This window comes from Rhodococcus sp. KRD162 (assembly GCF_017168335.1).
GTDB lineage: Bacteria > Actinomycetota > Actinomycetes > Mycobacteriales > Mycobacteriaceae > Rhodococcoides.
Genome location: NZ_JABFAU010000013.1, coordinates 377,967 through 400,405, shown reverse-complemented (window position 1 = coordinate 400,405; position 22,439 = coordinate 377,967). Strand labels below are relative to the sequence as shown.

The 22,439-nt window shown below is 64.6% G+C and carries 19 protein-coding genes; 10 read left to right on the top strand and 9 right to left on the bottom strand.

The window, feature by feature from the left end; translation table 11 throughout:
- Positions 1-69 precede the first annotated feature (69 nt).
- Positions 70-1,536: an FAD-dependent oxidoreductase gene (locus J1M87_RS18985; protein WP_206491120.1), complete on the top strand. Its 1,467-nt coding sequence runs from the start codon at positions 70-72 to the stop codon at positions 1,534-1,536.
- On the opposite strand, the gene glgX is transcribed toward J1M87_RS18985, so the two are convergent.
- The gene (glgX, locus tag J1M87_RS18980) at positions 1,467-3,509 is read right to left on the bottom strand and encodes a glycogen debranching protein GlgX (RefSeq protein WP_206491119.1); all 2,043 of its coding nucleotides are present in this window, start codon (positions 3,507-3,509) and stop codon (positions 1,467-1,469) included. The two genes, J1M87_RS18985 and glgX, sit on opposite strands and share 70 nt — an antisense overlap.
- Before the next feature lie 123 nt (positions 3,510-3,632).
- Here glgX and J1M87_RS18975 point away from each other — a divergent pair, with 123 nt between their 5' ends.
- Entirely contained in the window at positions 3,633-6,020 is a 2,388-nt protein-coding gene (locus tag J1M87_RS18975; protein WP_206491118.1) for an ATP-binding protein, read from the top strand.
- Here the strand turns inward: J1M87_RS18975 and J1M87_RS18970 are convergent.
- Both J1M87_RS18970 and J1M87_RS18965 read right to left on the bottom strand, forming a co-directional pair.
- Positions 6,014-6,391 carry a DUF5313 family protein gene (locus tag J1M87_RS18970; protein ID WP_206491117.1) on the bottom strand — a complete coding sequence of 126 codons (378 nt, stop codon included), beginning with the start codon at positions 6,389-6,391 and terminating at the stop codon, positions 6,014-6,016. The two genes, J1M87_RS18975 and J1M87_RS18970, sit on opposite strands and share 7 nt — an antisense overlap.
- Positions 6,388-6,840, bottom strand: coding sequence for a MarR family winged helix-turn-helix transcriptional regulator (locus J1M87_RS18965; RefSeq protein WP_206491116.1), 453 nt, complete (start codon positions 6,838-6,840; stop codon positions 6,388-6,390). The genes J1M87_RS18970 and J1M87_RS18965 overlap by 4 nt, the downstream gene beginning before the upstream one ends.
- Positions 6,841-7,083: 243 nt before the next feature.
- Between J1M87_RS18965 and J1M87_RS18960 the strand changes: the two genes are divergently transcribed.
- Positions 7,084-8,067, top strand: coding sequence for an alpha/beta hydrolase family protein (locus J1M87_RS18960; RefSeq protein ID WP_206491115.1), 984 nt, complete (start codon positions 7,084-7,086; stop codon positions 8,065-8,067).
- An 8-nt stretch (positions 8,068-8,075) separates the two neighbouring features.
- Here J1M87_RS18960 and J1M87_RS18955 read toward each other — a convergent pair whose 3' ends face one another.
- Positions 8,076-9,452 (bottom strand): VOC family protein, encoded by a 1,377-nt coding sequence (locus J1M87_RS18955; RefSeq protein WP_206491434.1) that lies wholly within the window; start codon positions 9,450-9,452, stop codon positions 8,076-8,078.
- A gap of 197 nt (positions 9,453-9,649) precedes the next feature.
- On the opposite strand from J1M87_RS18955, the gene styD reads away from it, so the two are divergent.
- The 7 genes from styD to J1M87_RS18925 all read left to right on the top strand — a co-directional run bounded on the left by styD (position 9,650) and on the right by J1M87_RS18925 (position 17,646).
- Positions 9,650-11,134 carry a phenylacetaldehyde dehydrogenase StyD gene (styD, locus tag J1M87_RS18950; RefSeq protein ID WP_206491114.1) on the top strand — a complete coding sequence of 495 codons (1,485 nt, stop codon included), beginning with the start codon at positions 9,650-9,652 and terminating at the stop codon, positions 11,132-11,134.
- A gap of 170 nt (positions 11,135-11,304) precedes the next feature.
- The gene (locus tag J1M87_RS18945; RefSeq protein ID WP_206491431.1) at positions 11,305-11,874 is read left to right on the top strand and encodes a TetR/AcrR family transcriptional regulator; all 570 of its coding nucleotides are present in this window, start codon (positions 11,305-11,307) and stop codon (positions 11,872-11,874) included.
- Positions 11,875-11,962: 88 nt separating this feature from the next.
- Positions 11,963-13,912, top strand: a complete 1,950-nt coding sequence (locus J1M87_RS18940) for a primary-amine oxidase (RefSeq protein ID WP_206491113.1) — start codon at positions 11,963-11,965, stop codon at positions 13,910-13,912.
- On the top strand, positions 13,902-15,335 hold the full coding sequence (locus J1M87_RS18935) for an APC family permease (RefSeq protein WP_206491112.1): 1,434 nt from the start codon (positions 13,902-13,904) through the stop codon (positions 15,333-15,335). The genes J1M87_RS18940 and J1M87_RS18935 overlap by 11 nt, the downstream gene beginning before the upstream one ends.
- A gap of 11 nt (positions 15,336-15,346) precedes the next feature.
- Entirely contained in the window at positions 15,347-15,841 is a 495-nt protein-coding gene (locus tag J1M87_RS18930; protein WP_206491111.1) for a hypothetical protein, read from the top strand.
- Between the two features lie 22 nt (positions 15,842-15,863).
- Positions 15,864-15,992 (top strand): hypothetical protein, encoded by a 129-nt coding sequence (locus J1M87_RS29070; protein WP_274610986.1) that lies wholly within the window; start codon positions 15,864-15,866, stop codon positions 15,990-15,992.
- A 136-nt stretch (positions 15,993-16,128) separates the two neighbouring features.
- Positions 16,129-17,646, top strand: a complete 1,518-nt coding sequence (locus J1M87_RS18925) for a GMC family oxidoreductase (protein ID WP_206491110.1) — start codon at positions 16,129-16,131, stop codon at positions 17,644-17,646.
- 39 nt (positions 17,647-17,685) lie between these two features.
- Here J1M87_RS18925 and J1M87_RS18920 read toward each other — a convergent pair whose 3' ends face one another.
- From J1M87_RS18920 to paaC, 5 genes are read right to left on the bottom strand one after another with little or no spacing between them, the layout of a single operon-like run.
- The gene (locus tag J1M87_RS18920) at positions 17,686-18,591 is read right to left on the bottom strand and encodes a helix-turn-helix domain-containing protein (protein WP_206491109.1); all 906 of its coding nucleotides are present in this window, start codon (positions 18,589-18,591) and stop codon (positions 17,686-17,688) included.
- A gap of 1 nt (position 18,592) precedes the next feature.
- Positions 18,593-19,900: a phenylacetate--CoA ligase PaaK gene (paaK, locus tag J1M87_RS18915; RefSeq protein WP_206491108.1), complete on the bottom strand. Its 1,308-nt coding sequence runs from the start codon at positions 19,898-19,900 to the stop codon at positions 18,593-18,595.
- A 19-nt stretch (positions 19,901-19,919) separates the two neighbouring features.
- On the bottom strand, positions 19,920-21,014 hold the full coding sequence (gene paaE / locus J1M87_RS18910) for a 1,2-phenylacetyl-CoA epoxidase subunit PaaE (protein ID WP_206491107.1): 1,095 nt from the start codon (positions 21,012-21,014) through the stop codon (positions 19,920-19,922).
- Positions 21,014-21,523, bottom strand: coding sequence for a 1,2-phenylacetyl-CoA epoxidase subunit PaaD (gene paaD, locus J1M87_RS18905; protein ID WP_206491429.1), 510 nt, complete (start codon positions 21,521-21,523; stop codon positions 21,014-21,016). Before paaD ends, paaE begins: the two co-directional genes overlap by 1 nt.
- Positions 21,517-22,434 carry a 1,2-phenylacetyl-CoA epoxidase subunit PaaC gene (gene paaC, locus J1M87_RS18900; protein WP_206491106.1) on the bottom strand — a complete coding sequence of 306 codons (918 nt, stop codon included), beginning with the start codon at positions 22,432-22,434 and terminating at the stop codon, positions 21,517-21,519. Before paaC ends, paaD begins: the two co-directional genes overlap by 7 nt.
- Between the last annotated feature and the right edge of the window lie 5 nt (positions 22,435-22,439).

The window sequence follows — 22,439 nt, the reverse complement described above, 5'->3', positions numbered from 1 at the left end:
GCGGTGGGTCTATCGTCGGAAGTCAACAGCCGTTGACTTGGAACGCTCGGACCGCAGCAGGAGGTCGTCATGAATCATTCGGACGTGATCGTCGTCGGTGCAGGGCCTGCGGGCTGCATGCTGGCGGGCGAACTCGCACGCGCCGGCCGCTCGGTGATCGTGCTCGACAAACACGCTGCGCCGTCGCCGTTGTCGCGGGCCTTCGGAGTGCACGCCCGCACGCTCGAGGTCCTCGACAGCCGCGGTCTGGCCGAGGATCTGCTGTCGACCGGGGCGCACGCCCCGGGATTGACATTGTGGAACGGGCTCGGCCTCGATCTCGGGGTACTGCCATCCGAGTTCCCGTTTCTGCTGGTCACGCCGCAGAGCAATGTGGACGCGCGACTCGAGCAGTACGCCCGAGAATCAGGTGCCGACATCCGACGCGGGGTAACGGTCACCGGTCTGAGCCAGAACGCCGACGCAGTCGTGGTGCGTGGGCACGCAGCGGACGGCGTCGAGCAGCAATGGACGGCGTCGTACGCGGCCGGAGCCGACGGGGTGCACAGTCTGGTCCGCGAGGCGATAGGCCTCGATTTTCCCGGCAAGGAATTGCTGCGGTCGATCATGCTCGCGGACGTCCGGTTGACCGATCCACCCAATGGTCTGATCAACATCGGTGCGGGCAAGGACTGCTTCGCTTTTGTCGCACCCTTCGGCGACGGGTGGTTCCGCGTGATCGCGTGGGACCGAAGCGAGGATGCGGACGAGCATGCTCCCGTCGATCGATCGCGCCTTCGGGAGGTCTTGCGGCGCGCGGTCGGAACCGATTACGGCTGGACCGACGTGCGGTGGAGTTCGCGCTTCTCCTGCGACGAGCGGCAGGTTCGACGCTATCGCATGGGTCGGGTCTTCCTTGCAGGCGATGCGGCGCATGTGCATTCGCCTGCCGGCGGGCAAGGCATGAACACCGGAATCCAGGACGCGATGAATCTCGGTTGGAAACTGGCCGCCGTTCTCGGTGGTGCCGACGAACAGATCCTCGACACCTATCACGACGAGCGGCATCCGGTGGGCGAGAAGGTGCTGCGCAGCAGCGGGGCAACGATCCGAATGTTGTTGTTGCGTTCGGTGATCGCACAGACCGTGCGAAACCTGGTGTCCGCTCGGGTGCTCCGCAGCAAGCATGCGGCCCGTGCGATCGCGGGCATGTTCTCAGGGGTGGGGATCTCGTACCCGCACGCACGCGGTGAGCACGCACTGGTGGGGACCCGTGCGGTGGGAATCCCATTGGACCGGAGCACGGTCACCGAGCAGCTGAGGGAGCACGGGTTCGTGCTGATCGGCGAAAAGGACTGCGCACGAGAAGATATCGCGCACCGAACCGACAACGGCCCAGCCGTTCTCGTCCGGCCCGACGGCTACATCGCGTGGGCCGGACGCTCCGAGTCCGGTCAGTGGCAGCAGGTACTCGAACGGTGGACCGGTCAGCCCTGCAACAACGTGAACGAATGCTCTCGAATCAGGATGGACGGGCCACCGGCCTCGTACGCCTGATCCGGGTCGCTCGATGTAGCCAGGGTCCACGTTCCTTCGGGCAGAGTGAAGTCCACTGTCGCGGGTGAAGCATTGACCAGCCAGGCGAACGACGCATCCTCGTCACCGGCGCGCATCAGGACCAGAATGCTGTGCGCGTTACCGTCGGACCAATCCTCGTCGGAGAGCTTCGCGCCGTCGGCGCGGTAGAAGTCGACGGTGTCGGGGCCGGCACCCTCCTCCTGGGAATCGCTGTGGTGCCGAAACCAGGTTGGACGCAGGGCCGGGTGCTCGGTGCGCAGCGCGGTGAGATGGGCGGTGAAGTCGATGAGGTCCTGATCTGCCGAGGCCCAGTCGAACCAGGAGACCTCGTTGTCCTGGCAATAGGCGTTGTTGTTGCCGTTCTGCGTTCGGCCGAGCTCGTCGCCGCCGAGGATCATCGGCACTCCGGCCGAGAGCAGCAGCGTCGCAAGGTGATTGCGTTGCTGGCGTGCCCGCAGTGCGTTGATGTCCTTGTCGTCGGTCGGCCCTTCCGCTCCGCATCCCCACGAGCGATTGTCGGATTCGCCGTCCTGACTGTCCTCGCCGTTTTCCTCGTTGTGCTTGTCGTCGTAGGAGTTCAAGTCCGCCAACGTGAAACCGTCGTGGGCAGTGATGAAGTTGACGCTGGCCAAGGTGGGTCGGCGAGTGCTCTCGTAGACGTCGGGGCTACCGGTGACGCGCTGAGCCAGGGCGGACAACGCCCCGCTTTCCCCACGCCAGAAGTCACGGACGTCGTCGCGGAATTTGCCGTTCCATTCCGACCAACGGGCCGGGAATCCGCCGACCTGGTAACCCTGGGTGTCCCACGGCTCGGCGATGAGCTTGACCGGGGCGAGCGTCGGATCCTGGTGCACCAAGGACAGAAAAGCGCTGTGCACGTCCAGATCCGAGTCCTGCCGAGTCAACGTGCTGGCAAGGTCGAAGCGAAAGCCGTCCACGTGCATCTCGGTCACCCAGTACCGCAGTGAATCCAGCACGAGTGCCAGGGCTGCGGGGTGTCCGACATTGAGACTGTTGCCGGTGCCGGTGGTGTCGTAGTACGCACTCCGGTCCTCGTCGACCAGACGGTAGTGCGATCCGTTGTCGATTCCCTTGAGCGAGAGCGTCGGTCCGAGGTGATTGCCCTCGGCGGTGTGGTTGTAGACCACGTCGAGGATGACCTCGATGCCGTTGTCGTGCATGGCTTTGACCAGTGCCTTGAACTCGTCCACCTGGCCACCGGTGTCGCCGCTGCTGCTGTACTCGTTGTGCGGGGCGAAGAAGCCGATGGAGTTGTATCCCCAGTAGTTGCGGCGGCCCTCTTCGAGCAGATGCGAATCCTGAACGAACTGGTGGATCGGCAGTAGTTCCACTGCCGTGACGCCGATTCGCTTCAGGTGCGCAATCGAGGCGGGGTGTGCCAGCCCGGCGTAGGTGCCGCGAATATCCTCGGGTACCTCGGGATTGGTGGCGGTGAATCCCTTGACGTGCACCTCGTAGACGACCGTCTTGTCCAACGGCGTGCGCGGTGACTCGTCACCGGACCAATCGAAGTTCGATTGCACAGCAACGGAGTACGGCATGTACGGTGCCGAGTCCTCGTCGTTGCGGGTCTCCGGCTCCTCGTGCAGATGCGAGAAGACCGCCTCGTTCCACTCGACCTGACCGGTGATGGCGGTGGCGTACGGGTCGAGCAGCAGTTTGGCCGAGTTGTGCCGTAGCCCCGACGCGGGGTCCCACGGGCCGTCGACACGAAGACCGTACCGGACTCCGGGCGTCAGGTCCGGAACCAGATCGTGGAAGACATGACCGGTGCGCAGCGTCAATGGTGTTGTACTGCGCTCTGTTCCGTCGTCGTCGAGCACGACGACTGATACCGCATCTGCAGTTTCGGAGTAGACGGCGAGGTTGGCACCGTCGTCCGACAGACGCGAGACGCCCAGGGGGTAGGGGAGACTTGATGATGAGGGCATGCTCGCCCCAGTACCCCCGGGAGGGTCGAGCGAAACGCCTGCGTACCGGGCATTCGGCTAAGATCGACGGCGATATCGCGCCCGTCGAGAAACGTGCGGCCGCACGCTACGAAGGGTGAGGCGATGGGTTTCGAACGACCTGGCGACAGCTCGGTCCGACTGGACGAGCTGTTTCGGGGTGACAATGCCACCGATGCTCGGTTTCGTGAACTGGACTGGACGGCGAACGATCTTGGACCGGTGGAGGTATGGCCGCAGGAGTTGGTGACGGCGGTACGTACCGTGATGCCCTCCACGATCCCGATGCTGCTCTGGTGGGGTCCGAGCCTGATTCAGATCTTCAATCACTCGTACACCGACTTTCTCGGCGACAAGTTCCCGGAGGCCGCCGGACAGCGGGCCAGTGAGTGCTGGTCCGCGGTGTGGGACTACGTCGGTGGTCTGTGTGCGCAGGTGGTGGAGGGTCGCGAGCCCGTGCACGGCGTTCGGCAGATGTTCGTCCTGGACCGATTCGGTTACCCCGAGGAGACGTACTGGACCTTTTCGTACAGCCCGATCTTCGGATCGGGTCGCACCGTACTCGGAGTCTTCGTCGCCACCACCGAGGTCACGATGCAGGTCATCGGTGAGCGCCGCATGCAGGCTCTGCTCGCCCTCGGCTCGTTGACCGGCGACGACACCGATGGCCCTGTCGGCATCTGTCGCGCTGCGGTCGAGGCATTGGGTGAGGAAGCTCGCGAGTTCCCACTCGTGGCCGCCTATCTTCGACGTGATCTCGCCGATGACGGAGAACTCGACCACATAGCTACCGCTGGTGCGCGCGGCTGCGAGGGAGCGATCTGGGACCTCGACGCCGTCGCCGAGGTCTCGGACGGGCGGGCCATCCGTACCACCGTCGACGTCGACGTCGACGGAACGGTCGCGAAGGCGGTGATCGTGCCGCTGACGCTGGCAGGACGCACTCGACCCATCGGGGCCCTGCTGATCGGACTCGACGCACTGAGGGCCCGAGACGACTCGGCCACCCCGTTCTTCGTCGCCGTGGCCGAGCGGGTATCGACGGCACTGACCGCGTCGTATGCCTTCGAGATGGAACGGCGACGCGTCGCGGCGCTGGCCGAGGCCGACGAGGCCAAGACACGGTTGCTCGAGAACGTCGGACACGAGTTCCGGACCCCGCTGACCCTGCTGGCCGGCCCGCTGGAAACGCTGCGCGCAAGTACCACCTCGTCCCTGTCCGATTCCGACAAGGACTCCCTCGATGTCGTCCATCGTGCGGCGACCCGGCTCCGGCGCCTGGTCGACGATCTGCTCGACGTCGTCAGCGCAGACGCCGGCCAACTGCGCGCGCGCCTCGAACCCACCGACCTGAGCGCAGTCACGCAAGACTGCGCTTCGATGTTCTCTGCCGTCGCCTCGGTGCAGGGTCTCGAATTGGACATCGATGCGGCAGAAGACGTCGTCGTTCTCACCGATGGTGAGATGTGGTCGAAGGTCGTGTTCAACCTGCTCGCGAACGCCGTCAAATACACCCCGGCCGGGCGCATCTGCGTTCGCCTCGCCGCCGAAGAGCAGACTATTCGCTTGGTCGTGGCCGATACCGGCTTGGGCATCCCCGCCGAGGACCTGCCCCGAATCTTCGATCGGTTCCACCGGGTCGAACGCTCCGGTGCGCACAGCATCGAGGGCTCGGGAATCGGACTTGCACTCGTGTCGAATCTGGTCACCGCGTTGAGCGGGCGCATCGAGGTCGACAGTGAGGAGGGTTTCGGCAGTACCTTCACTGTCGTTGTGCCGCGTCGGCCCGTCGAGGCGAGCGTGCCCGTCGCGCGACCGGTCGTTGGTGCGGACGCGGTGTCGGCGATGTTCTCCTCGATCGAAGCGGCCGAGGTCAGCACCGACCGAGCGGACATTCTGCTCGTCGAGGACAACATCGACATGCGCAACTACCTGGTTCGGCTGCTGATCGACGAAGGCTGGACCGTCACCACGGCGGGTGATGTCGACACTGCCCTCGGTCGGGCCCGGGAGATGACACCGGGCCTCGTGCTCAGCGATGTGATGCTTCCCGGTCGTAGCGGCCTGGAGCTGGTACACGAGATCCGCCGCGATGCCGACGTGCAACGCGTGCCGGTGATCTTGCTGACCGCCCGAGCGGGAACGGACTTCGTGCTCGAAGGACTGGGCCGCGGTGCCGACGACTACGTCGTCAAACCATTTCACGACCGCGAGCTGGTGGCTCGTGTACGAGTGCATCTCGAGCTTTCTCGGATGCGCGAGCAGTTGATCGAGGAAAGCGGCAACCAAGCCGCAACCCTGCGCACCGCGCTCGACACCCGCGGATCGATCGGCCGCGCAGTCGGAATCCTGATGTCGGTCTACCGCATCGATGCCGATGCCGCGTTTGCCAAACTGACCGAATTGTCGCAGAACACCAATCGCAAGACCCGTGATCTGGCGACGATGATCGCCGAGGACTTCGTGGCGGGGCTCAACCGAGACAGTCAGTGATTGCGGCGATAGTTCTCGCGCTCGCGTTCCATTTCGGCCATTTTCTTCTCACTTCTCAGATCACCAGGCAGTCCGTGGATCTCGAGTCGTCGGGCGCGGTTCTGATCCATGTACGCGACGGTGTAGAACAGCGCGAGCAGCACGCTGAGCAGCACCATCGAGGCGCGTAGCCAAATTGCCCCTGGAAACAGAACGAAGAATCCGATGAAGATCGGCAGGAACGGAATCATCGACCGCAGGATGTGACGCGGCGTTGCTCCCGGCCCGACGAGATCGCGGCGGACCCACTCCCGCATCGAGTCGGGCAGTGCGCGTCCGAGAACCGCGTAGCCCAGCCACTGTCGAAGGGACGGCCGCGAGCGTGCGTTCATGACAGGGCTCCGGCTGCGATGGCGGCGTCGTTGACGCGGGTGAGAACCCGGCGAAGTTCCTCGAGTTCGGTGAGCGAGGTGCCGAGCCGTTCGACGACGGCGGGTGGAATCGTCTCGGCCCTCGCGCGTAGCGCGGCTCCGGCAGGAGTGAGCGAGACGAGAAGGACGCGCTCGTCCTCGGCGCTGCGCTTGCGGGCCAGGAGCCCCATCGATTCCAGTCGCTTGAGGAGTGGGGAAAGAGTGGGGGAGTCGAGTTGGAGTGTCGATCCGATGGCTTTGACCGACATCGGCGACTCGCCCCACAGTGCCAGCATCACCAGATATTGCGGATGCGTGAGCCCCATCGGCTCGAGGAGTGGGCGATACACCGCCAGGACCGCGCGGTTGGCGACAGCGAGTGCAAAGCAGACCTGCCGATCGAGGGCGAGTGGATCGTCGACATCGGACATGACGAACAGGCTATCAGATTCAGTTAGTGCACGAATGGTTAGTGGGCTAAGAGAGTGGGTGGATGCGTCACCGAGTCTCGAAAAGTGCTGTAAAACAAGGCAAATGCTCGATTCCGGCAATGTCGCAGAGTTCCGGTCGGTCTACTTCGGTGAACTTCGCTTCTGACGTTCTATCCCGTCCGAAGGTGTGCGATGCTCCGTGTCGATCGGCTGTTTTCAGTGACAAAGTCCGAGAGGATCCTCATGCGTCGTCGACGTATCTTCATTCCGTTCGTCGTCGCCGCGGTGCTGTCGATGTCCACGACATCGATCGGCGTGGCCTCTGCCGATCCTGTCGAGGCTGCCGCGCGCATCGTCGATACCGCGATCGCGTCCGACACCCTGCGCACCGTGAGCGTGGACTCGCCTGCCATGGGCGGGATCGTCCAGGTGCAGGTACTGACACCGGCGGTCGACACCGGGTCGCGTCCGACGTTGTACATGCTCAGCGGCATCGGCGAAGAGGACCCGCACAACAGCATGTGGCTGCGTAAAGGCGGGGCGGCCGAGTTCTTCGCCGACAAGAACGTCAACGTAGTGCTGCCGCTGGCAGGTCCCGGCAGTTTCTACACCGATTGGCAGCGCGACGATCCGACGCTCGGCAGATACAAGTGGGAGACGTTCTTGACCCAGGAACTCCCACCGCTGATCGACGCAACGTTCGACGGCAACGGACGCAACGCGATCGCCGGACTGTCGATGGGCGCGCAGTCGGCCATGATGTTGGCCGTACGTCACCCGGATCTGTACTCCGGCGTGGCGTCGTACAGCGGGTGCTTCTCATCCTCGGACCCGATGGGCCAGGCGAATATCCGATCGATCATCGCCGCCTTCGGCGGAAACGCCGACAACATGTGGGGCGGGCCGCTCGATCCGGACTGGGTCGCACACGATTCGGTGGTCAATGCCGAACGTCTCCGCGGCACCGCGGTGTACGTGTCGGTGGGGACGGGTGCTCCGGGTCCACACGAGAGTTTCGACAGCGCAGCGGCTCTGGACATCGTCGTAGTCGGAGGTCTCATCGAGGTCGGCGCGAACTACTGCACCCACCGCCTGGCCGAACGGCTCGGCCAGCTGAACATTCCGGCGACCTTCGACTTCACCCGGACCGGAACCCATTCGTGGCCGTACTGGGTGGAGCAGCTGCCCAAGAGTTGGCCGACCCTGGCAGGATCGCTCGGTCTCTGAGCAACTGGTCAGCCGTTCCACGGGCAGGCCAGCGGTGCGGCGAGGCCGAGCTGCTTCTCCAGCTGCGTCACCGAGTCCTGTCGAATTCGCCCGTAGATCGTGTACGGATCGTGCAGCGTTCGGCCCAGCACACCAGCCATCGCGTCGGCGTCGAAGGAGGTGGCTGCGTTCTCGGAGTTGCGGGTGCCGTCGGATTCGAGATTGGATCGAAAGATCCCGGCAGCAGACTTGGGCAGGAAGTCCTCGTACACGATCGGATCGGCGGCGACGACTCCCGATTCGACCAGCTCGACCAGTCCGAATGCGCGATCGGCGGATGACGGCGCGAGTCCGGTGGGACGAAAGCTGAAGTAGGCAAGGTCTTCGGTGAGCCAGTCGGCCTCGTTCTCGGGCGCGAGTGAGCTCCACAGCTGACTCCGACCATCCGGTGTCCGGTCGCCCACCCGTTCCAGGTAAGCGTCGTAGCGACTGCGGCCGAGCACGGTAGCGGCCGCGCCTCGCGCTTCGACCTCGCCGAACCGGACCCGCAGATGGCCCGATTCGAGGCGACCGTCCGCGTCGACGAACATCCGCTGTTCGTTCAATGCTCGAAACGACGTCTGGCGCAGAAGCAATCCCGCCCCCGAGGTGCGCGGCGGGCCCTGAATGGTGTCGATCATCGCCACCCCGCGCTCTTCCATCCGGCGATGCAGCAGGTCGATGTCGAGGACCCGAGGTGTCAAATGATTGATGTGCGTGGAGCCGACACCGCCGATATCGGCGGCGACGGCAGAGACCGACTCGAGTTCGCGGTACCACGCCTTGTCGATGGGGTCGCCGGACAGTGCGAACGACGAGGTGGCCAGGTCGAGAAAAGTCGTGGCGTCCTCCGCACCGAGTCCGCCCTCACGCTCCGCCTGCGCGGCCAGGTCCAGTAGCAGGGGAGGGAACAGTGTTCTGCGTTCGAGGAACTCGGTGAGCCGGGCACCGAGATCCTCGTCGAAGAAGCGCCGGTCGGACGCCACCAGCATCGAGGTGAAGACTCGAAAGGGATTGATCGCGAGCTCGTCCTGGTCGAGAGGACGAAACGCGGTGGACACCACCGGAATCGAACTCGACGCTGCATCGCGCAGATCGTAGAACCCCACCGGGTACATACCCATTGCACCGAAAATCGTTGCCACCTGCGACATCTCGCGCGCGTTTCCGACACGAATCGCGCCGTGGCGCTCAGCGGTGACGCGTTCGATCGAACCGAAGCGTTCGGCATCGGCTCCGGTCGCTCGCATCGTCTCGGCATTGATCGACGCCGTGACGTCCAGCAGCGTGGTGTAGGCGGGCACTTCCTGCCCGTACAACGTGGAGAGGCGAACGGCGAACTCTGCGCGCAGTTGCAGCGGTGTCATGTTCACCGTTCCATTCTGCGCCTGTCGGCACCGGCCGGGAACCCCTCGGCTCCTGTGCGTGACGCGTGCAGCGGTAGTGCGCATCTACGTCAGAATGTGTGCGCGATCACACAAGACGGGCATGTTCGGCAGAGCGCAGTCTTGAGCAGACATGCCAGAGGTGCCGGTCACGGCACCCGAGAAGGAGCACGAGTTATATGACTGCAATCGAGGAATCCGTTTCGGCATCGCTGCCGACCGACACCGCCACCGAGCTCTACATCGCGGGACACTGGCGCGCCGCATCCGACCGAGGCACCTTCACCGATATCAACCCCACCACCGAACAGCCCCTGGCGGAGATCGCTGCAGCGACGGCTTCGGACGTGGACGAGGCGGTGCGTGCAGCCCGTGCTCAACTCGGCGGTCAGTGGGGTGCAACGCCGGGAGCGGTCCGTGGACAGTTACTGAACCGAGTGGCCGATCTGATCGAGCGAGACGGCGACCTTCTCGCTCGGCTGGAGGCTCTCGACATCGGCAAGCCGGTGGGGCAGCCGTCGATGCTCGATATCCCCAATGCTGCAGCCACTTTCCGGCACTTCGCAGGGTGGGCCGACAAGATCACCGGAAGCTCCATCCCCACCGCGGGATACTTCGGTCAGGCGACGCATTCCTACACCGTTCGTGAACCCGTCGGCGTGATCGGCATGATCGTTCCCTGGAACACCCCGCTGATGATTGCGGCATGGAAGCTCGCGCCTGCGCTGGCCGCCGGCAACACCGTGGTCGTCAAGCCGCCGGAGGACGCGCCGCTGTCCATCCTGCATCTCGCGCGACTGATCGGCGAGGCAGGTGTGCCCGACGGAGTCGTCAACGTCCTTCCTGGGCTGGGTGAGGTGACCGGTGATGCGTTGGTCGGCCATCCCGACGTCGACAAGATCAGCTTCACCGGCAGCCCCCGGGTCGGCCGGATGATCGCCAAGAAGGCTGCCGACACGTTCAAGCGAACCACGCTCGAGCTCGGCGGCAAGTCTCCACAGATCATTCTCGAGGACGCGGACCTCGAGGCGGCGATCAACGGAACCGCGATGGGCCTGTTCTTCAACCAGGGCCAGGTCTGTGCGGCAGGCACCCGAGTGTTGGTGCACCGCTCGCTGTACTCGCAGGTGGTCGACGGTTTGGCCGCCGCGGCGTCGGCGCAGGTTCTGGGAGATCCGTTCGATCCGTCGACGACGATGGGCGCACTGGTCAATGCCACGCAGCGAGACAGTGTTCTGGGGTACATCCAGGCCGGACGCGATGGCGGGGCGCGAGTGGCAGCCGGGGGCGGCCGACCGGACGGGGCAGGCTACTTCGTCGAGCCGACGATCTTCGCCGATGCCGACAACGGCATGAAGATCGCCCAGGAAGAGATATTCGGACCTGTCGGCACCGTCATTGCCTTCGATACGGCAGACGAAGCGATCGCCATCGCGAACGACACCGTCTACGGGTTGGCCGCGAGCATCTGGACCCGTGATGTTTCGCGGGCGCATACCCTCGCAGCTCGGGTGCGCTCCGGTGCCGTATGGGTGAACGGGTGGGCGGCAATCGATCCCGCACTCCCGTGGGGCGGGATGAAGTCCAGTGGCACCGGTCGCGAACTCGGGTGGGCCGGAATCGAGGCCAACACCGAGGAGAAGGTCGTCACCGTCGTCCTCTAGCGCCGGGTTACACGGTGTTTACCGGCGGGCACGCGATCGGTAACGAGCAGGTCGCAAGATTTAGTTCAACGGACGTAGAAGAACGTCCGAACGAATCGGAAGGCGATGATGACGATGCCTGAACCCTAGGTCCGAGCAGCAGCCGCTACCGTAGGGCTGTGCCGAAGCTCGTGGATCACGATGAACGCCGCCGCGCAATCACTGCGGCAACCTGGCGCTTGATCGCCGCCAAGGGGATCGATGCCGCGAACATGCGGGACATCGCCACCGAGGCGGGATACACCAACGGCGCGCTGAGCCACTACTTCGCCGGCAAGGACGAGATTCTCCGAACGGCATTCGAGCACGTCTTCGAGGCAACGAATCGAAGAATCGAGGAGGCGCTCGGTGAGGCAACGGGATTGGATGCTCTCCGGATCTTCTGCCGAGAAGTGATGCCGACGACCGAGGAGACTCTGCTCGAGGCGAAAATCGCAGTCTCACTCTGGCAGCGCGCGATGTACGACGAGCACATGGACGACACCAACCATCGATCCCTGGTGTCGTGGCGCACCAGGATGGCGGAGTTTCTCGAGCAGGCTCGCGCGGAAGGCGATGCCGGCGATTTCGATGTCGATCTTGCCGTCGAAATGTTGCTCAACATGATGATGGGCATGCAGATTCTCGGCGTGCTCACCCCCGACGACACCACTGCCGACCGGCAGTTCGAGATGCTCGACAGGTTCATCGCTCAGCTGTAGCCCACCCGAAGGCCCGGGGGTTGCCCGCCTCCCGCATGCCTTCGTTATTCAACATTCGTAGAACCAACACCCGATCCGAGGAACGCCCATGCCAACCCTCACGCCCCACGCAATCGACCACGCCTTGTCGCTGCCCACCGAAGACGAGATCGCTCAGGTTCGCGAGATCGTCGACGCCGCCGGACTCGTCACCACCACAACCAGATTCGTCTACGTCGGACTGGAAGAACCGGACAAGGCCGAGCTGTACGTCGCCGAACCGAGCACCCGACGTACGTTCCGAGTACTGCTGCACGACATCTCGACACCCGATGCCGTCGACCTGCGAGTGTCCATCGACGACCGTCAGGTGATCGGCTCCACCCGCCTCGACGCGGTCCGTGACGGCCAGATGCCGGTGCTGGACGAGGAATTCGAGCTCGTCGAAAATGTGCTCTCCACCGACCCGGACTGGCTCGCCGCCTTGGCCGCCCGCGGACTGGACGTGGCCGATGTTCGCGTGGCACCCCTGTCGGCAGGCGTGTTCGACTACCCGGGTGAGCACGGCCGACGCATCCTGCGCGGCCTGGCCTTTCGGCAGGACTACCCGACCGATCACGCGTGGGCCCATCCCATCGACGGGCTGGTCGCCTTCGTGGACGTGATGAACCGAACGGTGGACAAGGTGGTGGACCTGGGGGTGGTTCCCATCCCGGAAGAGTCGGGCAACTTCGACGATTTGTCCGTCACCGGTCCGCTGCGCACCACACAGAAGGCAATCGAGATCACCCAACCCGACGGACCGAGCTTCACCGTTCGAGGCAATCACGTCGACTGGGAGAAATGGTCGTTCCGAGTCGGTTTCGATGTGCGTGAGGGCCTGGTGTTGCACCAGATCGGGTTCGAGGACAACGGTAGGACTCGGCCGATCATCCACCGCGCCTCGATCGCCGAAATGGTGGTCCCCTACGGAGACCCGTCACCGGTACGGTCCTGGCAGAACTACTTCGACACCGGTGAATATCTGGTGGGACGGTACGCCAATGCACTCGAACTCGGATGCGACTGCGTCGGAGACATCACCTATTTCGACGCCGTGATCGCCGACGAATTCGGCAACCCGAAAACTCTGCGCAACGCCGTGTGCATGCACGAAGAGGACTTCGGAGTGCTGTGGAAGCACACGGACCTGTGGTCGGGCTCGTCCGAGACCCGACGCCAGCGTCGCCTCGTGATCTCCTTCTTCACCACCATCGGCAACTACGATTACGGCTTCTTCTGGTACCTGTACCTCGACGGCACCATCGAATTCGAGGTCAAGGCAACAGGAATCGTCTTCACCTCGGGACATCCTGGCGGCGACTACCCCTACGCGACGGAGATCGCCCCCGGCCTCGGGGCTCCGTGCCACCAACATCTGTTCAGTGCACGACTGGACATGATGCTCGACGGCCGCGGCAACTCGGTCGAGGAGATCGAGACCCGCCGAGTGCCGATGGGGCCGGACAATCTGCACGGCAATGCCTTTGCGCTGCAACACACCCCGCTCACCACCGAATCCGAGGCGCAGCGTGTCGCGGACGGTACGGTCGGCCGCGTCTGGCACGTCACCAACCCGACCTCGATGAGTCGGCTCGGAAATCCCGTCGGATACACGCTGCACCCCGAAGGTCAGCCGCTGCTGTTGGCGGACGACAACTCGTCGATCGCCCGCCGAGCAACGTTCGCCACCAAGCATCTCTGGGTGACGCAGTTCGACCGGAACGAACGCTATGCCGCAGGCGATTTCGTGAATCAGCATCATGGCGGAGCCGGGCTGCCGGCATTCGTCGCCTCGGACCGCAGCCTCGTCGACGAGGACATCGTGCTCTGGCACACTTTCGGGCTCACCCACTTCCCTCGACCGGAGGACTGGCCGATAATGCCGGTGGACTACACCGGATTCAAGCTCAAGCCTGCAGGATTCTTCGACCGCAACCCGACCCTCGATGTACCCAGGACGACGTCGACCCACTGCGCCTCCTCGAGCTGCGAGAGCGGTGAGACCGATGTCCGCTGACCGATCGAAGGCAAAGGCCGGTGCTCTACGTGGATCCATCGGAGTCGTCGGCATCGTGTTTCTGGTCATCGCCGCTGCGGCGCCGCTGACCGCCATCGGCGGAGCCCTGCCGGTCATGATCGCGACCGGCAACGGAGCGGGCGCTCCGCTCGCCTACATCGTCGCGGCCATCGTCCTGCTGATCTTCAGCGTGGGCTACGCGGCCATGAGCCGCCACATGGTCGACACCGGCGCGTTCTACGCCTACGTGGAGAAAGGGCTGGGCACAACGATGGGCCTCGGTGCCGCGGGTCTGGCACTGTTGACCTACACCGCCATTCAGGCCGGCATCTACGGCCTCGCCGCATCGACCGTCGACAGCCTGGTCGTGAAATACGGTGGGCCCGATCTGCCGTGGTGGCTGTGGGCGCTCGGCCTCGTCGCGATCGTGGCGCTGCTCGGCTACCGCAGCATCGATCTCGGTGCCAAGGTGCTCGGCGTGCTGCTGGTGCTCGAGATCGGCATCATCGTGATCCTGTCGATCGCGGTGTTCGCCAAGGGCGGCGCTGCCGGTATCGACGTCGAATCGTTCACTCCCTCGGCCTTCTTCAGCGGATCACCCGGAATAGCCCTGATGTTCGCCATCGCATCGTTCATCGGATTCGAAGCCACTGCGATCTACGGTGAGGAAGCGCGCAACCCCACGCGAACCGTGCCGATCGCAACATACGCCGCAGTCGTGACCATCGGGCTGGTGTACGCGGTGTCGAGCTGGGCCGTGGTGCTCGCCTTCGGCAGCGCCTCCGTCGCGCAGGCGGCCGCCGACGACACAGCGGGATTGACCTTTGCCGCTGCCGCCCAGTACTTGGGCCCGATGTCGGCGGACATCATGGAAATCATGTTGGTCACCAGTCTGTTCGCCGCCCTGCTCGCGTTCCACAACGCAATCGGTCGGTACGTGTTCGCACTCGCCCGCAAAGGCGTCGCCCCGTCGATGTTGGCGCGAACCCACTCCAGGCACGGCTCCCCGCACATGGGATCGCTGTTCCAGACCGTCTCGGCAGCAGTGGTTCTCGTGATCTTCGCAGTAGCAGGAGCGGACCCGGTGTTGCAGCTGTTCACCTGGATGTCCGGACTGGCCACCGTGAGCATCCTGGTTCTGATGATCCTGACCGGCGGTGCGATCATCGCGTTCTTCCGTCGATCGAACGTGGACAAGCGCACCTGGCACACCGTGGTTGCCCCGGCGCTGGGAACCGTCGGACTGGTGGCGGTCCTCGCCCTCGTGCTGGACAACTTCACGCTGCTCATCGGCGGTTCCGGAGTGCTCGCCGCCCTGCTGTTGATCGTTGTCGTGGCGTTCTTCGCCGGAGGTACCGCAATAGCGAAGGTGACCGGACGCAGAACCGTCGACAGCCGCCGCGATCTCGAGCCGACGGGCTGATACCGGTGGTCATGACGGTACTGATGGCGCTCGGTGCAGTGGGTGCTGTCCTGCCACTGCTCGGACGTCGCGACCACGGTGGGCGGGTTCGGTGGGCTCACCTGTGCATGGCCATCGTCATGGCCGCCATGGTGGTATTCGGCATGGATGCGGCCTTCGCGATTCCGGCGAGTGTCGCGCTCGTCGTCGCGGCTCTGTATGTGACCGGCGAGAATTCGCTGCGGTCTCCGCCGCGTCGGTCCGGTCCGTGCGTCGTCGACCTGACCTGCATGGCCGTCCTGCTGTTGCTCGTGCCCTCGATCCATACCCATTCGGCAGCCGAGGCAGGTGCCGCGAATGCGGTGCATCGCCACGGGGTAGGTCTCGACCCGGGGCTCGTCGTACCGGTTCTGCTGGTCGCATGGATCGGTCTGACTCTCAGCATGTTTCACCGAAGCCGCTCGGGACGCCGGGCCACGGCCGGTTCCCTTCTCATGATCATCGGGATGGCGCCCGCCGTATTCTGAAGTCACTACCCAGGAGACAACAATGACTACAGCCGACATCGTCTATCGCAACGGCACCGTGTTCGTCGTGGACCCGGACTTCACGATCGCAAGTGCTCTCGCAATTGCCGACGGCATGATTCTGGCCGCCGACCGTGGTCGGGGGTGTTGAGGTCTTCCGCGCCGCCACCGGGCTCGGCCACTGAGCGAGGGCGCATCTGACCCAGAATGTGTGCGCGCAGCGACATGTTTGTGCCCACCGATTCGGTCACTGTTGTGGCAACGGTCACAACAGAAAGAGGTAGCGCATGTCGACTGACTACGTCGTAGTGGGAGCAGGCTCAGCGGGAAGCGTCATCACGCGGCGGCTGCTCGATGCCGGGCACACCGTCCATGTCCTCGAGGCAGGTCCCGTCGATACCGACCCGGCGATTCACTCACCTCAGGGCTGGCCGACACTGCTGGGCGGGCCGCAGGACTGGGGATTGTTCACCACTGCGCAGAAGCATGCCAACGATCGCCGGATCTTCTGGCCCCGCGGGCGCGTACTCGGAGGCAGCTCGTCCCTCAACGGAATGATCTACGTGCGAGGACATTCCAGCGATTACGACGGCTGGGCGTCCGCGACCGGTGATCTCGGATGGGCCTGGGATAACGTCCTGCCGCTGTTCAAGCGTTCGGAGTCCCATGAGCTCGGTGCCAACGAGTTCCACGGCGGCGACGGGCCGCTGCCGGTGTCGATCATGGGCACCCCGCACCCGCTGGCAGCGGCCTTCGTCGATGCGGCCGTCGAGCGCGGCCACAAGCTGATCGACGACTTCAATGCCGACGAGATGGTCGGTGCAGGCTACAACCACACCACCACCCGCGACGGTGAGCGGATGAGTGCCTGGAAGAGCTTCGTCGGGCCGGTGTCGGACAACCCCGATCTGACCGTCACCACCGGAGCTCTCGTGCATCGGGTGGTGCTCGAGAACGGACGCGCGGTCGGAATCGAATACAGCTGCGTTTCGGTGCTCGAGCGGGCGTTCGCCGATCACGAAGTGATTCTGTGCGGCGGTGCCCTCGGATCTCCGAAGGCATTGCTGCTCAGTGGAATCGGGCCAGCGGCGCACCTGGCTGAACTCGGAATCGACACGGTCGTCGACCTGCCAGGTGTGGGCGAGAATCTGCACGACCACTTGCTGCTCAGCAATATCTACGAGTCGATCGAACCCCTCCCCGCGGGGACGAACAATCTGCTCGAGGCACAGCTGTACGCCCGCAGCACCGGCTGGGCCGGCGCAGCCCCCGATCTGCAGCCACTGTTCATGCACATCCCGTACCCGGCCGACGGGTACCCGGTGCCCGAGAACGGCTACACGATCGCGCCCGGCATCGTCGCTCCGCGCTCGCGCGGCACGCTCCGGTTGGCGTCCTCGGACCCGAGCGAGCTACCGCTGGCGGACCCGAACATCCTGGCCGATCCGTACGATCTCGAAGCGATGGTCGACGCCGTGGAGATCTGCCGCGAGATCGGTGCCTCCGACGCGTTCGCGCCGTGGCGTAAGTCCGAGGTGGTCCCGGGACCGAGCGCTCGCACTCGCGACGATCTGCGGGCCTACGTTCGGCAGACCGCCGGTACGTATCACCACCAGGTCGGTACCTGCAAGATGGGGGCGGACTCGGATGCCGATGCTGTTGTGGGAGCTGATCTTCGGGTACGCGGCGTCGCCGGGCTGCGGGTCGCGGACGCGTCGATCATGCCCACCGTGCCCTCGGGAAACACCAACGCACCGTCCATCATGGTCGGGGAGCGGGCCTCCGATCTGATCCTGGGACGCTAGCCCGAACAGGTGTGGCGGCGGGGTACGCGGTCCCCGCCGTCACCCGGCCCGGTACTCGCGAGGAGGCACACCGTACGCCTCCTTGAACAGTTTCGAGAAGTTCGAGGAATCGATCAAACCGTGACGCGCACAGATGGTTCCGATGCTGTCGCCGGCGAAGCGGGGGTCCCGCAGATCGCGGTGGCATCGATCCAATCGCCTGGATCTGATCCAGCCCGCTACCGTGCGACCGTCGGACTCGAAGAGTTTCTGCAGGTAGCGCGTCGAAATATGCAGGCGCGCAGCGAGAGACGCCGTGGACAGTGAGGGATCGGACAGGTGCGACTCGACGAGGGCCTTGGCCTCGATCAGCAGGGTCGAGCCTCGAGCCTCGTGCGGCGCTGCGTCGTCGAGCGCGGCACCGAGGAGGTCGAGTACAGCGTGCTCGAGCATCGGCGTGGTGGGCAGAGTGCCGTCGAGAGCGTTACGGCGCAGGGTGTGCAGAAACGGCGAGACCAACGCGCCCACTCCCTGGGCACCTTCGATGCGCCGCGCCGCCACGGTCGTCAACTCGCGGGCGTCGATGCGCAGTTCTCGACGCGGGAACATCACGACGAACATCTCGAAATCGCCGGAGAAATGCAGTTCGTACGGTGCGCTCGTGTCGTACACGGCGAAGTCGCCCGGATTCAACACGGCCTCACGATCGTTCTGTACGAGCGTGCCGGAGCCCGTGAGCTGTAGGCCCACCTTGATCAGTCCGGGGTCGGATCGCCGGATGGTCGCGCGGGTGCGCCTGACGTCGACCTCTCGGCCGGTCACCTCACTGAGCTGCAGGGTCCCCAGCGTCGAGGACACCAGCGTGCCTTCGAACGACGACGGCCCGGTGGACACAGCGTCGAGTGGCACGAACGCCATCGAGACGTTCTCGCGCCATTGCTCGAAACTCTGTGCCACCGGGCTCATGTCATACGGCTGGGCGGTTGTCGATCAGCCTGCGGGCTTTGCCGATGGAACGCTCCAGCGCAGCCGGTGCGAGGACATCGACCGCAACGGACACGCCGATGCGATCCTTGACCAGCTTCTTCAGCGTCGCCGCTGCTGGTGCATGGCTGTCGAGTGACGCCTCGGGGCGGGCTTCGACCAGGACCGTCATCGAGTCCATGCGCCCGGCACGTTCGAGCACACACTGGAACTGCGGTGCCAGAGCGGGGACGGTCAGAATCAGCTCCTCGATCTGCGTCGGGAAGAGGTTGACGCCGCGCAGAATGATCATGTCGTCGGTGCGGCCGGTGACCTTCTGCATCCGACGCATCGTGCGGGCGGTTCCTGGCAGCAGCCGGGTCAGATCGCGGGTGCGGTAGCGGATGATCGGCATCGCCTCTTTGGACAGGGACGTGAACACCAACTCACCCTCCTCACCATCGGGCAGCACTTCGCCGGTCACCGGGTCGATGACCTCCGGGTAGAAATGATCCTCCCAAATGTGGAGCCCGTCCTTGGTTTCGACGCATTCCATCGCCACACCTGGTCCCATCACCTCGGACAGGCCGTAGATGTCGACGGCGTCCATGTCGAGGGTCTTCTCGATCTCCTTGCGCATCTCCTCGGTCCACGGCTCCGCGCCGAAGACACCGGTGCGCAGTGAGGTCTTCGCCGGATCGATGCCCTTGGCGACCATCGCGTCGACGATCGTGAGCATGTAGGACGGAGTGACCATGATGGCGTCGGGCTCGAAGTCCTCGATCAGCTGGATCTGCCGATCGGTCATGCCGCCCGACATGGGGATGACCGTGCATCCGAGACGTTCCGCGCCGTAATGCGCCCCGAGTCCGCCGGTGAACAGTCCGTATCCGTAGGCCACGTGCACCTTGTCCGATGGCTTGACGCCGGCTGCGCGAAGGCTGCGCGCGACGAGGTCCGCCCAATTGCCGATGTCGTTCGCGGTGTAGCCGACGACGGTGGGACGACCGGTCGTGCCCGAGGACGCGTGAATGCGCGAGACCTGGTTCTGCGGAACTGCGACCATGCCGAACGGATAGTTCTCGCGCAGATCGGCCTTGGCGGTGAACGGGAACTTCGCGAGATCCGACAGGTCCTTCAGATCGGTCGGATGTACCCCGGCAGCGTCGAAGGCCTTCTTGTAGTGCGCGACGTTGTCGTAGGCGTGCTGCAGAGACCACTGCAGTCGTTGCAACTGGAGAGTGGAGATCCGATCTCGGGACGCGAACTCGATGTCGGGGGTGTCTGTGGGGGCGGACAGCACACTGGTCATGATTGCTCTCTCGTATCTCTCAGGCGTCGAAGTCGACGGTGACGGTGTCGCTGACGGGGAAGGTCTGGCAGGTGAGCACGAAGCCGGCGTCGACTTCGTTTGCTTCGAGCGCGTAATTGCGACGCATGTCGGCCTCGCCGGAGGTGACCTTCGCCCGGCACGTGCCACACACTCCGCCCTTGCATGCGAACGGCAGATCCGAGCGCAGCTGTTCGGCCGAATCGAGGATCGACTCGTCCTGAGGTAGTGCACCTTTCACCTCGCGGCCGTCGAGGATGATCGTGACCTCACTGCTCGGGCCGGTGATACCCGGCTCACGGTGCTTCTCCTGAGGCGGGGGTACGTCGTCGACGTAGAACAGCTCCGCGTGGATGCTGGCCTTGTCCACGCCCAGGTCCCCGAGAACCTGCTGGGCATCGGTGACCATTCCGAACGGGCCGCACAGCCAGAAATGATCGATGTCCGGGGTCGCGACGACGGTGTCGAGAATCTCGCGTAGTCGTTCGGCGTCGAGTCTGCCGCTGAACAGTTCGACCTCGCGAGGCTCCCTGGACAGCACATGGATGACGTCCAATCTGCTGCCGTATCGGTCCTTCAGATCGGCGATCTCCTCGGCGAACATCACCGTTCGAGTCCGCCGATTTCCATAGAGCAGAACAACTTCGGCGTCCGGGTTGGCGAGGACCGAGGCCGCGATCGACAGCATCGGGGTGATGCCCGAGCCCGCGGCGATCAGGACGTGCCTGCCTGCCTCGGTGGGATCGGCGTGAAACGAGCCGGTCGGGCCCTGCACGTCGATACGGTCACCGGCCTTGACGTCGTGGACCAGCCAGGACGAGAACAATCCGCCGGATACTTCCCGGACACCCACACGAGGGCGCGTGCCGACCGGTGCGCAGATGGAGTAGGAGCGACGGTGCTCGACGCCGTCGACGGTGCGGCTGAGCATCAGCGATTGGCCGGGCTTGAAGTCGAACTCCGCGCGCAGTTCCTCGGGCACCTCGAAGGTGACGGCCACGGCGTCGTCACACAGCGACTCGACGTCTGCGACCGTCAGCGTGTGAAAGGGCTTGTTCCGCAGTTTTTTCTGCGCGGGCTCGGCAGTGACGGTCATCAGATTTCCTTCACGTGGTCGAAGGGCTCGAGGCAATCGTCGCACCGGTATTGGGCCTTGCACAGCGTCGCGCCGAATTCGGATGTCAGACGGGTATCGGTGGAACCGCACAGCGGGCAGGTGAGCTGCCGCGGCTTGACGGTGAGGGTGAGGGGAACCGGCCCGGACGCGCGGGACGGCGCCGGACCAGGGGTGGAATAGCCGGTCTCGCGGAGCTTGCGTAGGCCGTCTTCGGAAATCCAGTCGGTGCTCCACGGGGGAGACAGGCTGGTGACGATCTCGACGTCCGGGTAGCCGTGGTCGATGAGCTTGTGCTCGATGTCGTCGCGCATCGTGGCCATCGCCGGGCAACCCGAGTACGTCGGGGTGATGGTGACGAGCACGCTTCCGTCCTCGCGGACTTCGACGTCACGCAGCACGCCGAGATCGTCGAGGGTGAGCAGCGGCATCTCGGGATCGAGCACGGTGGCGGCGATCTCTCGTGCCGTTCGTTGCAGTGTGGTCACCAGACTCCCTCCGGATGCGCCCTGGCCACGACCTGCATCTCGGCGATCAGTGGTCCGAATGCTTCGGTGTGGATGCCGCGTCGTCCACCGCGGCCGCCGATCGTGCCGACCGACCTGCCCTCGGGTGCTTCGAGTTCTGCGGCGTGTAATACCTGTGCCAGAACGGAATCGAATTCTTCGCGGACTTCGCGCGGATCGACGGCGACACCGACCTTCGCGAGTGCGATCTCCTCGTCCGTGGGGAGGAACAGCTCGCCGATGTACGGCCAGATCCGCGACACGGCCTCACGGACACGTCGCTTCGATTCGTCGGTGCCGCAACCGAGGGTGACGACCCAACGGGCCGCGTAGTCACGGTGGTAGGTCAGCTCTTTGACACCCTTGTTCGCAACTGCGGCGAGAACGGGATCGCGGGACTCGGTCAGACGAGCGAACACGGCCAGACGCCACGTCGAGAACACCAGCAGGCGAACCTGCGATTTCGCGAAGTCGCCGTTGTCGAGCTCGGTGAGCCGTACGTTGCGGAAGTCTGCCTCGTCTCGGAAGAACGCCAGCGCGTCCTCCGACGGTGCGGGCGAGGTATCCGAGACGAACGGCACGGTCGTGCGATCCGCAGCAGCGGCACGCGCCAGCAGCAGCCGTGCCTGCCCGAGCAGGTCGAGGCCGACGTTGGCCAGAGCCACTTCCTCTTCGAGTTCCGGCGCGCGCGTGCTCCACTCGGCCAAGCGCTGCGAGCTGATCAGCGCATCGTCGCCCAGCATGAGGCAGTACGCGGCAAGGGCTTCGAGGTCGACGTCATCGGGGACGGTGGTGTCCACACCTGCGAGCGGGTCGTCGAAACTCGTCCCGAATGCCCACTGCCCGTGCGAATCCTCGTCGACGAGGCCTTCGTAAGCGTTGTCGTGATCAGTCATCAGTG

Coding starts and splice junctions, on each gene's coding strand:
- paaE (WP_206491107.1), bottom strand. CDS start 21,014: ATGACCGTCACTGCCGAGCCCGCGCAGAAAAAACTGCGGAACAAGCCC.
- glgX (WP_206491119.1), bottom strand. CDS start 3,509: ATGCCCTCATCATCAAGTCTCCCCTACCCCCTGGGCGTCTCGCGTCTG.
- J1M87_RS18940 (WP_206491113.1), top strand. CDS start 11,963: ATGCCAACCCTCACGCCCCACGCAATCGACCACGCCTTGTCGCTGCCC.
- styD (WP_206491114.1), top strand. CDS start 9,650: ATGACTGCAATCGAGGAATCCGTTTCGGCATCGCTGCCGACCGACACC.
- J1M87_RS18970 (WP_206491117.1), bottom strand. CDS start 6,391: ATGAACGCACGCTCGCGGCCGTCCCTTCGACAGTGGCTGGGCTACGCG.
- J1M87_RS18935 (WP_206491112.1), top strand. CDS start 13,902: ATGTCCGCTGACCGATCGAAGGCAAAGGCCGGTGCTCTACGTGGATCC.
- J1M87_RS18955 (WP_206491434.1), bottom strand. CDS start 9,452: ATGACACCGCTGCAACTGCGCGCAGAGTTCGCCGTTCGCCTCTCCACG.
- J1M87_RS18920 (WP_206491109.1), bottom strand. CDS start 18,591: ATGAGCCCGGTGGCACAGAGTTTCGAGCAATGGCGCGAGAACGTCTCG.
- paaK (WP_206491108.1), bottom strand. CDS start 19,900: ATGACCAGTGTGCTGTCCGCCCCCACAGACACCCCCGACATCGAGTTC.
- J1M87_RS18975 (WP_206491118.1), top strand. CDS start 3,633: ATGGGTTTCGAACGACCTGGCGACAGCTCGGTCCGACTGGACGAGCTG.
- J1M87_RS18965 (WP_206491116.1), bottom strand. CDS start 6,840: ATGTCCGATGTCGACGATCCACTCGCCCTCGATCGGCAGGTCTGCTTT.
- J1M87_RS18985 (WP_206491120.1), top strand. CDS start 70: ATGAATCATTCGGACGTGATCGTCGTCGGTGCAGGGCCTGCGGGCTGC.
- J1M87_RS29070 (WP_274610986.1), top strand. CDS start 15,864: ATGACTACAGCCGACATCGTCTATCGCAACGGCACCGTGTTCGTCGTG.
- paaC (WP_206491106.1), bottom strand. CDS start 22,434: ATGACTGATCACGACAACGCTTACGAAGGCCTCGTCGACGAGGATTCG.
- J1M87_RS18960 (WP_206491115.1), top strand. CDS start 7,084: ATGCGTCGTCGACGTATCTTCATTCCGTTCGTCGTCGCCGCGGTGCTG.
- J1M87_RS18925 (WP_206491110.1), top strand. CDS start 16,129: ATGTCGACTGACTACGTCGTAGTGGGAGCAGGCTCAGCGGGAAGCGTC.
- J1M87_RS18930 (WP_206491111.1), top strand. CDS start 15,347: ATGACGGTACTGATGGCGCTCGGTGCAGTGGGTGCTGTCCTGCCACTG.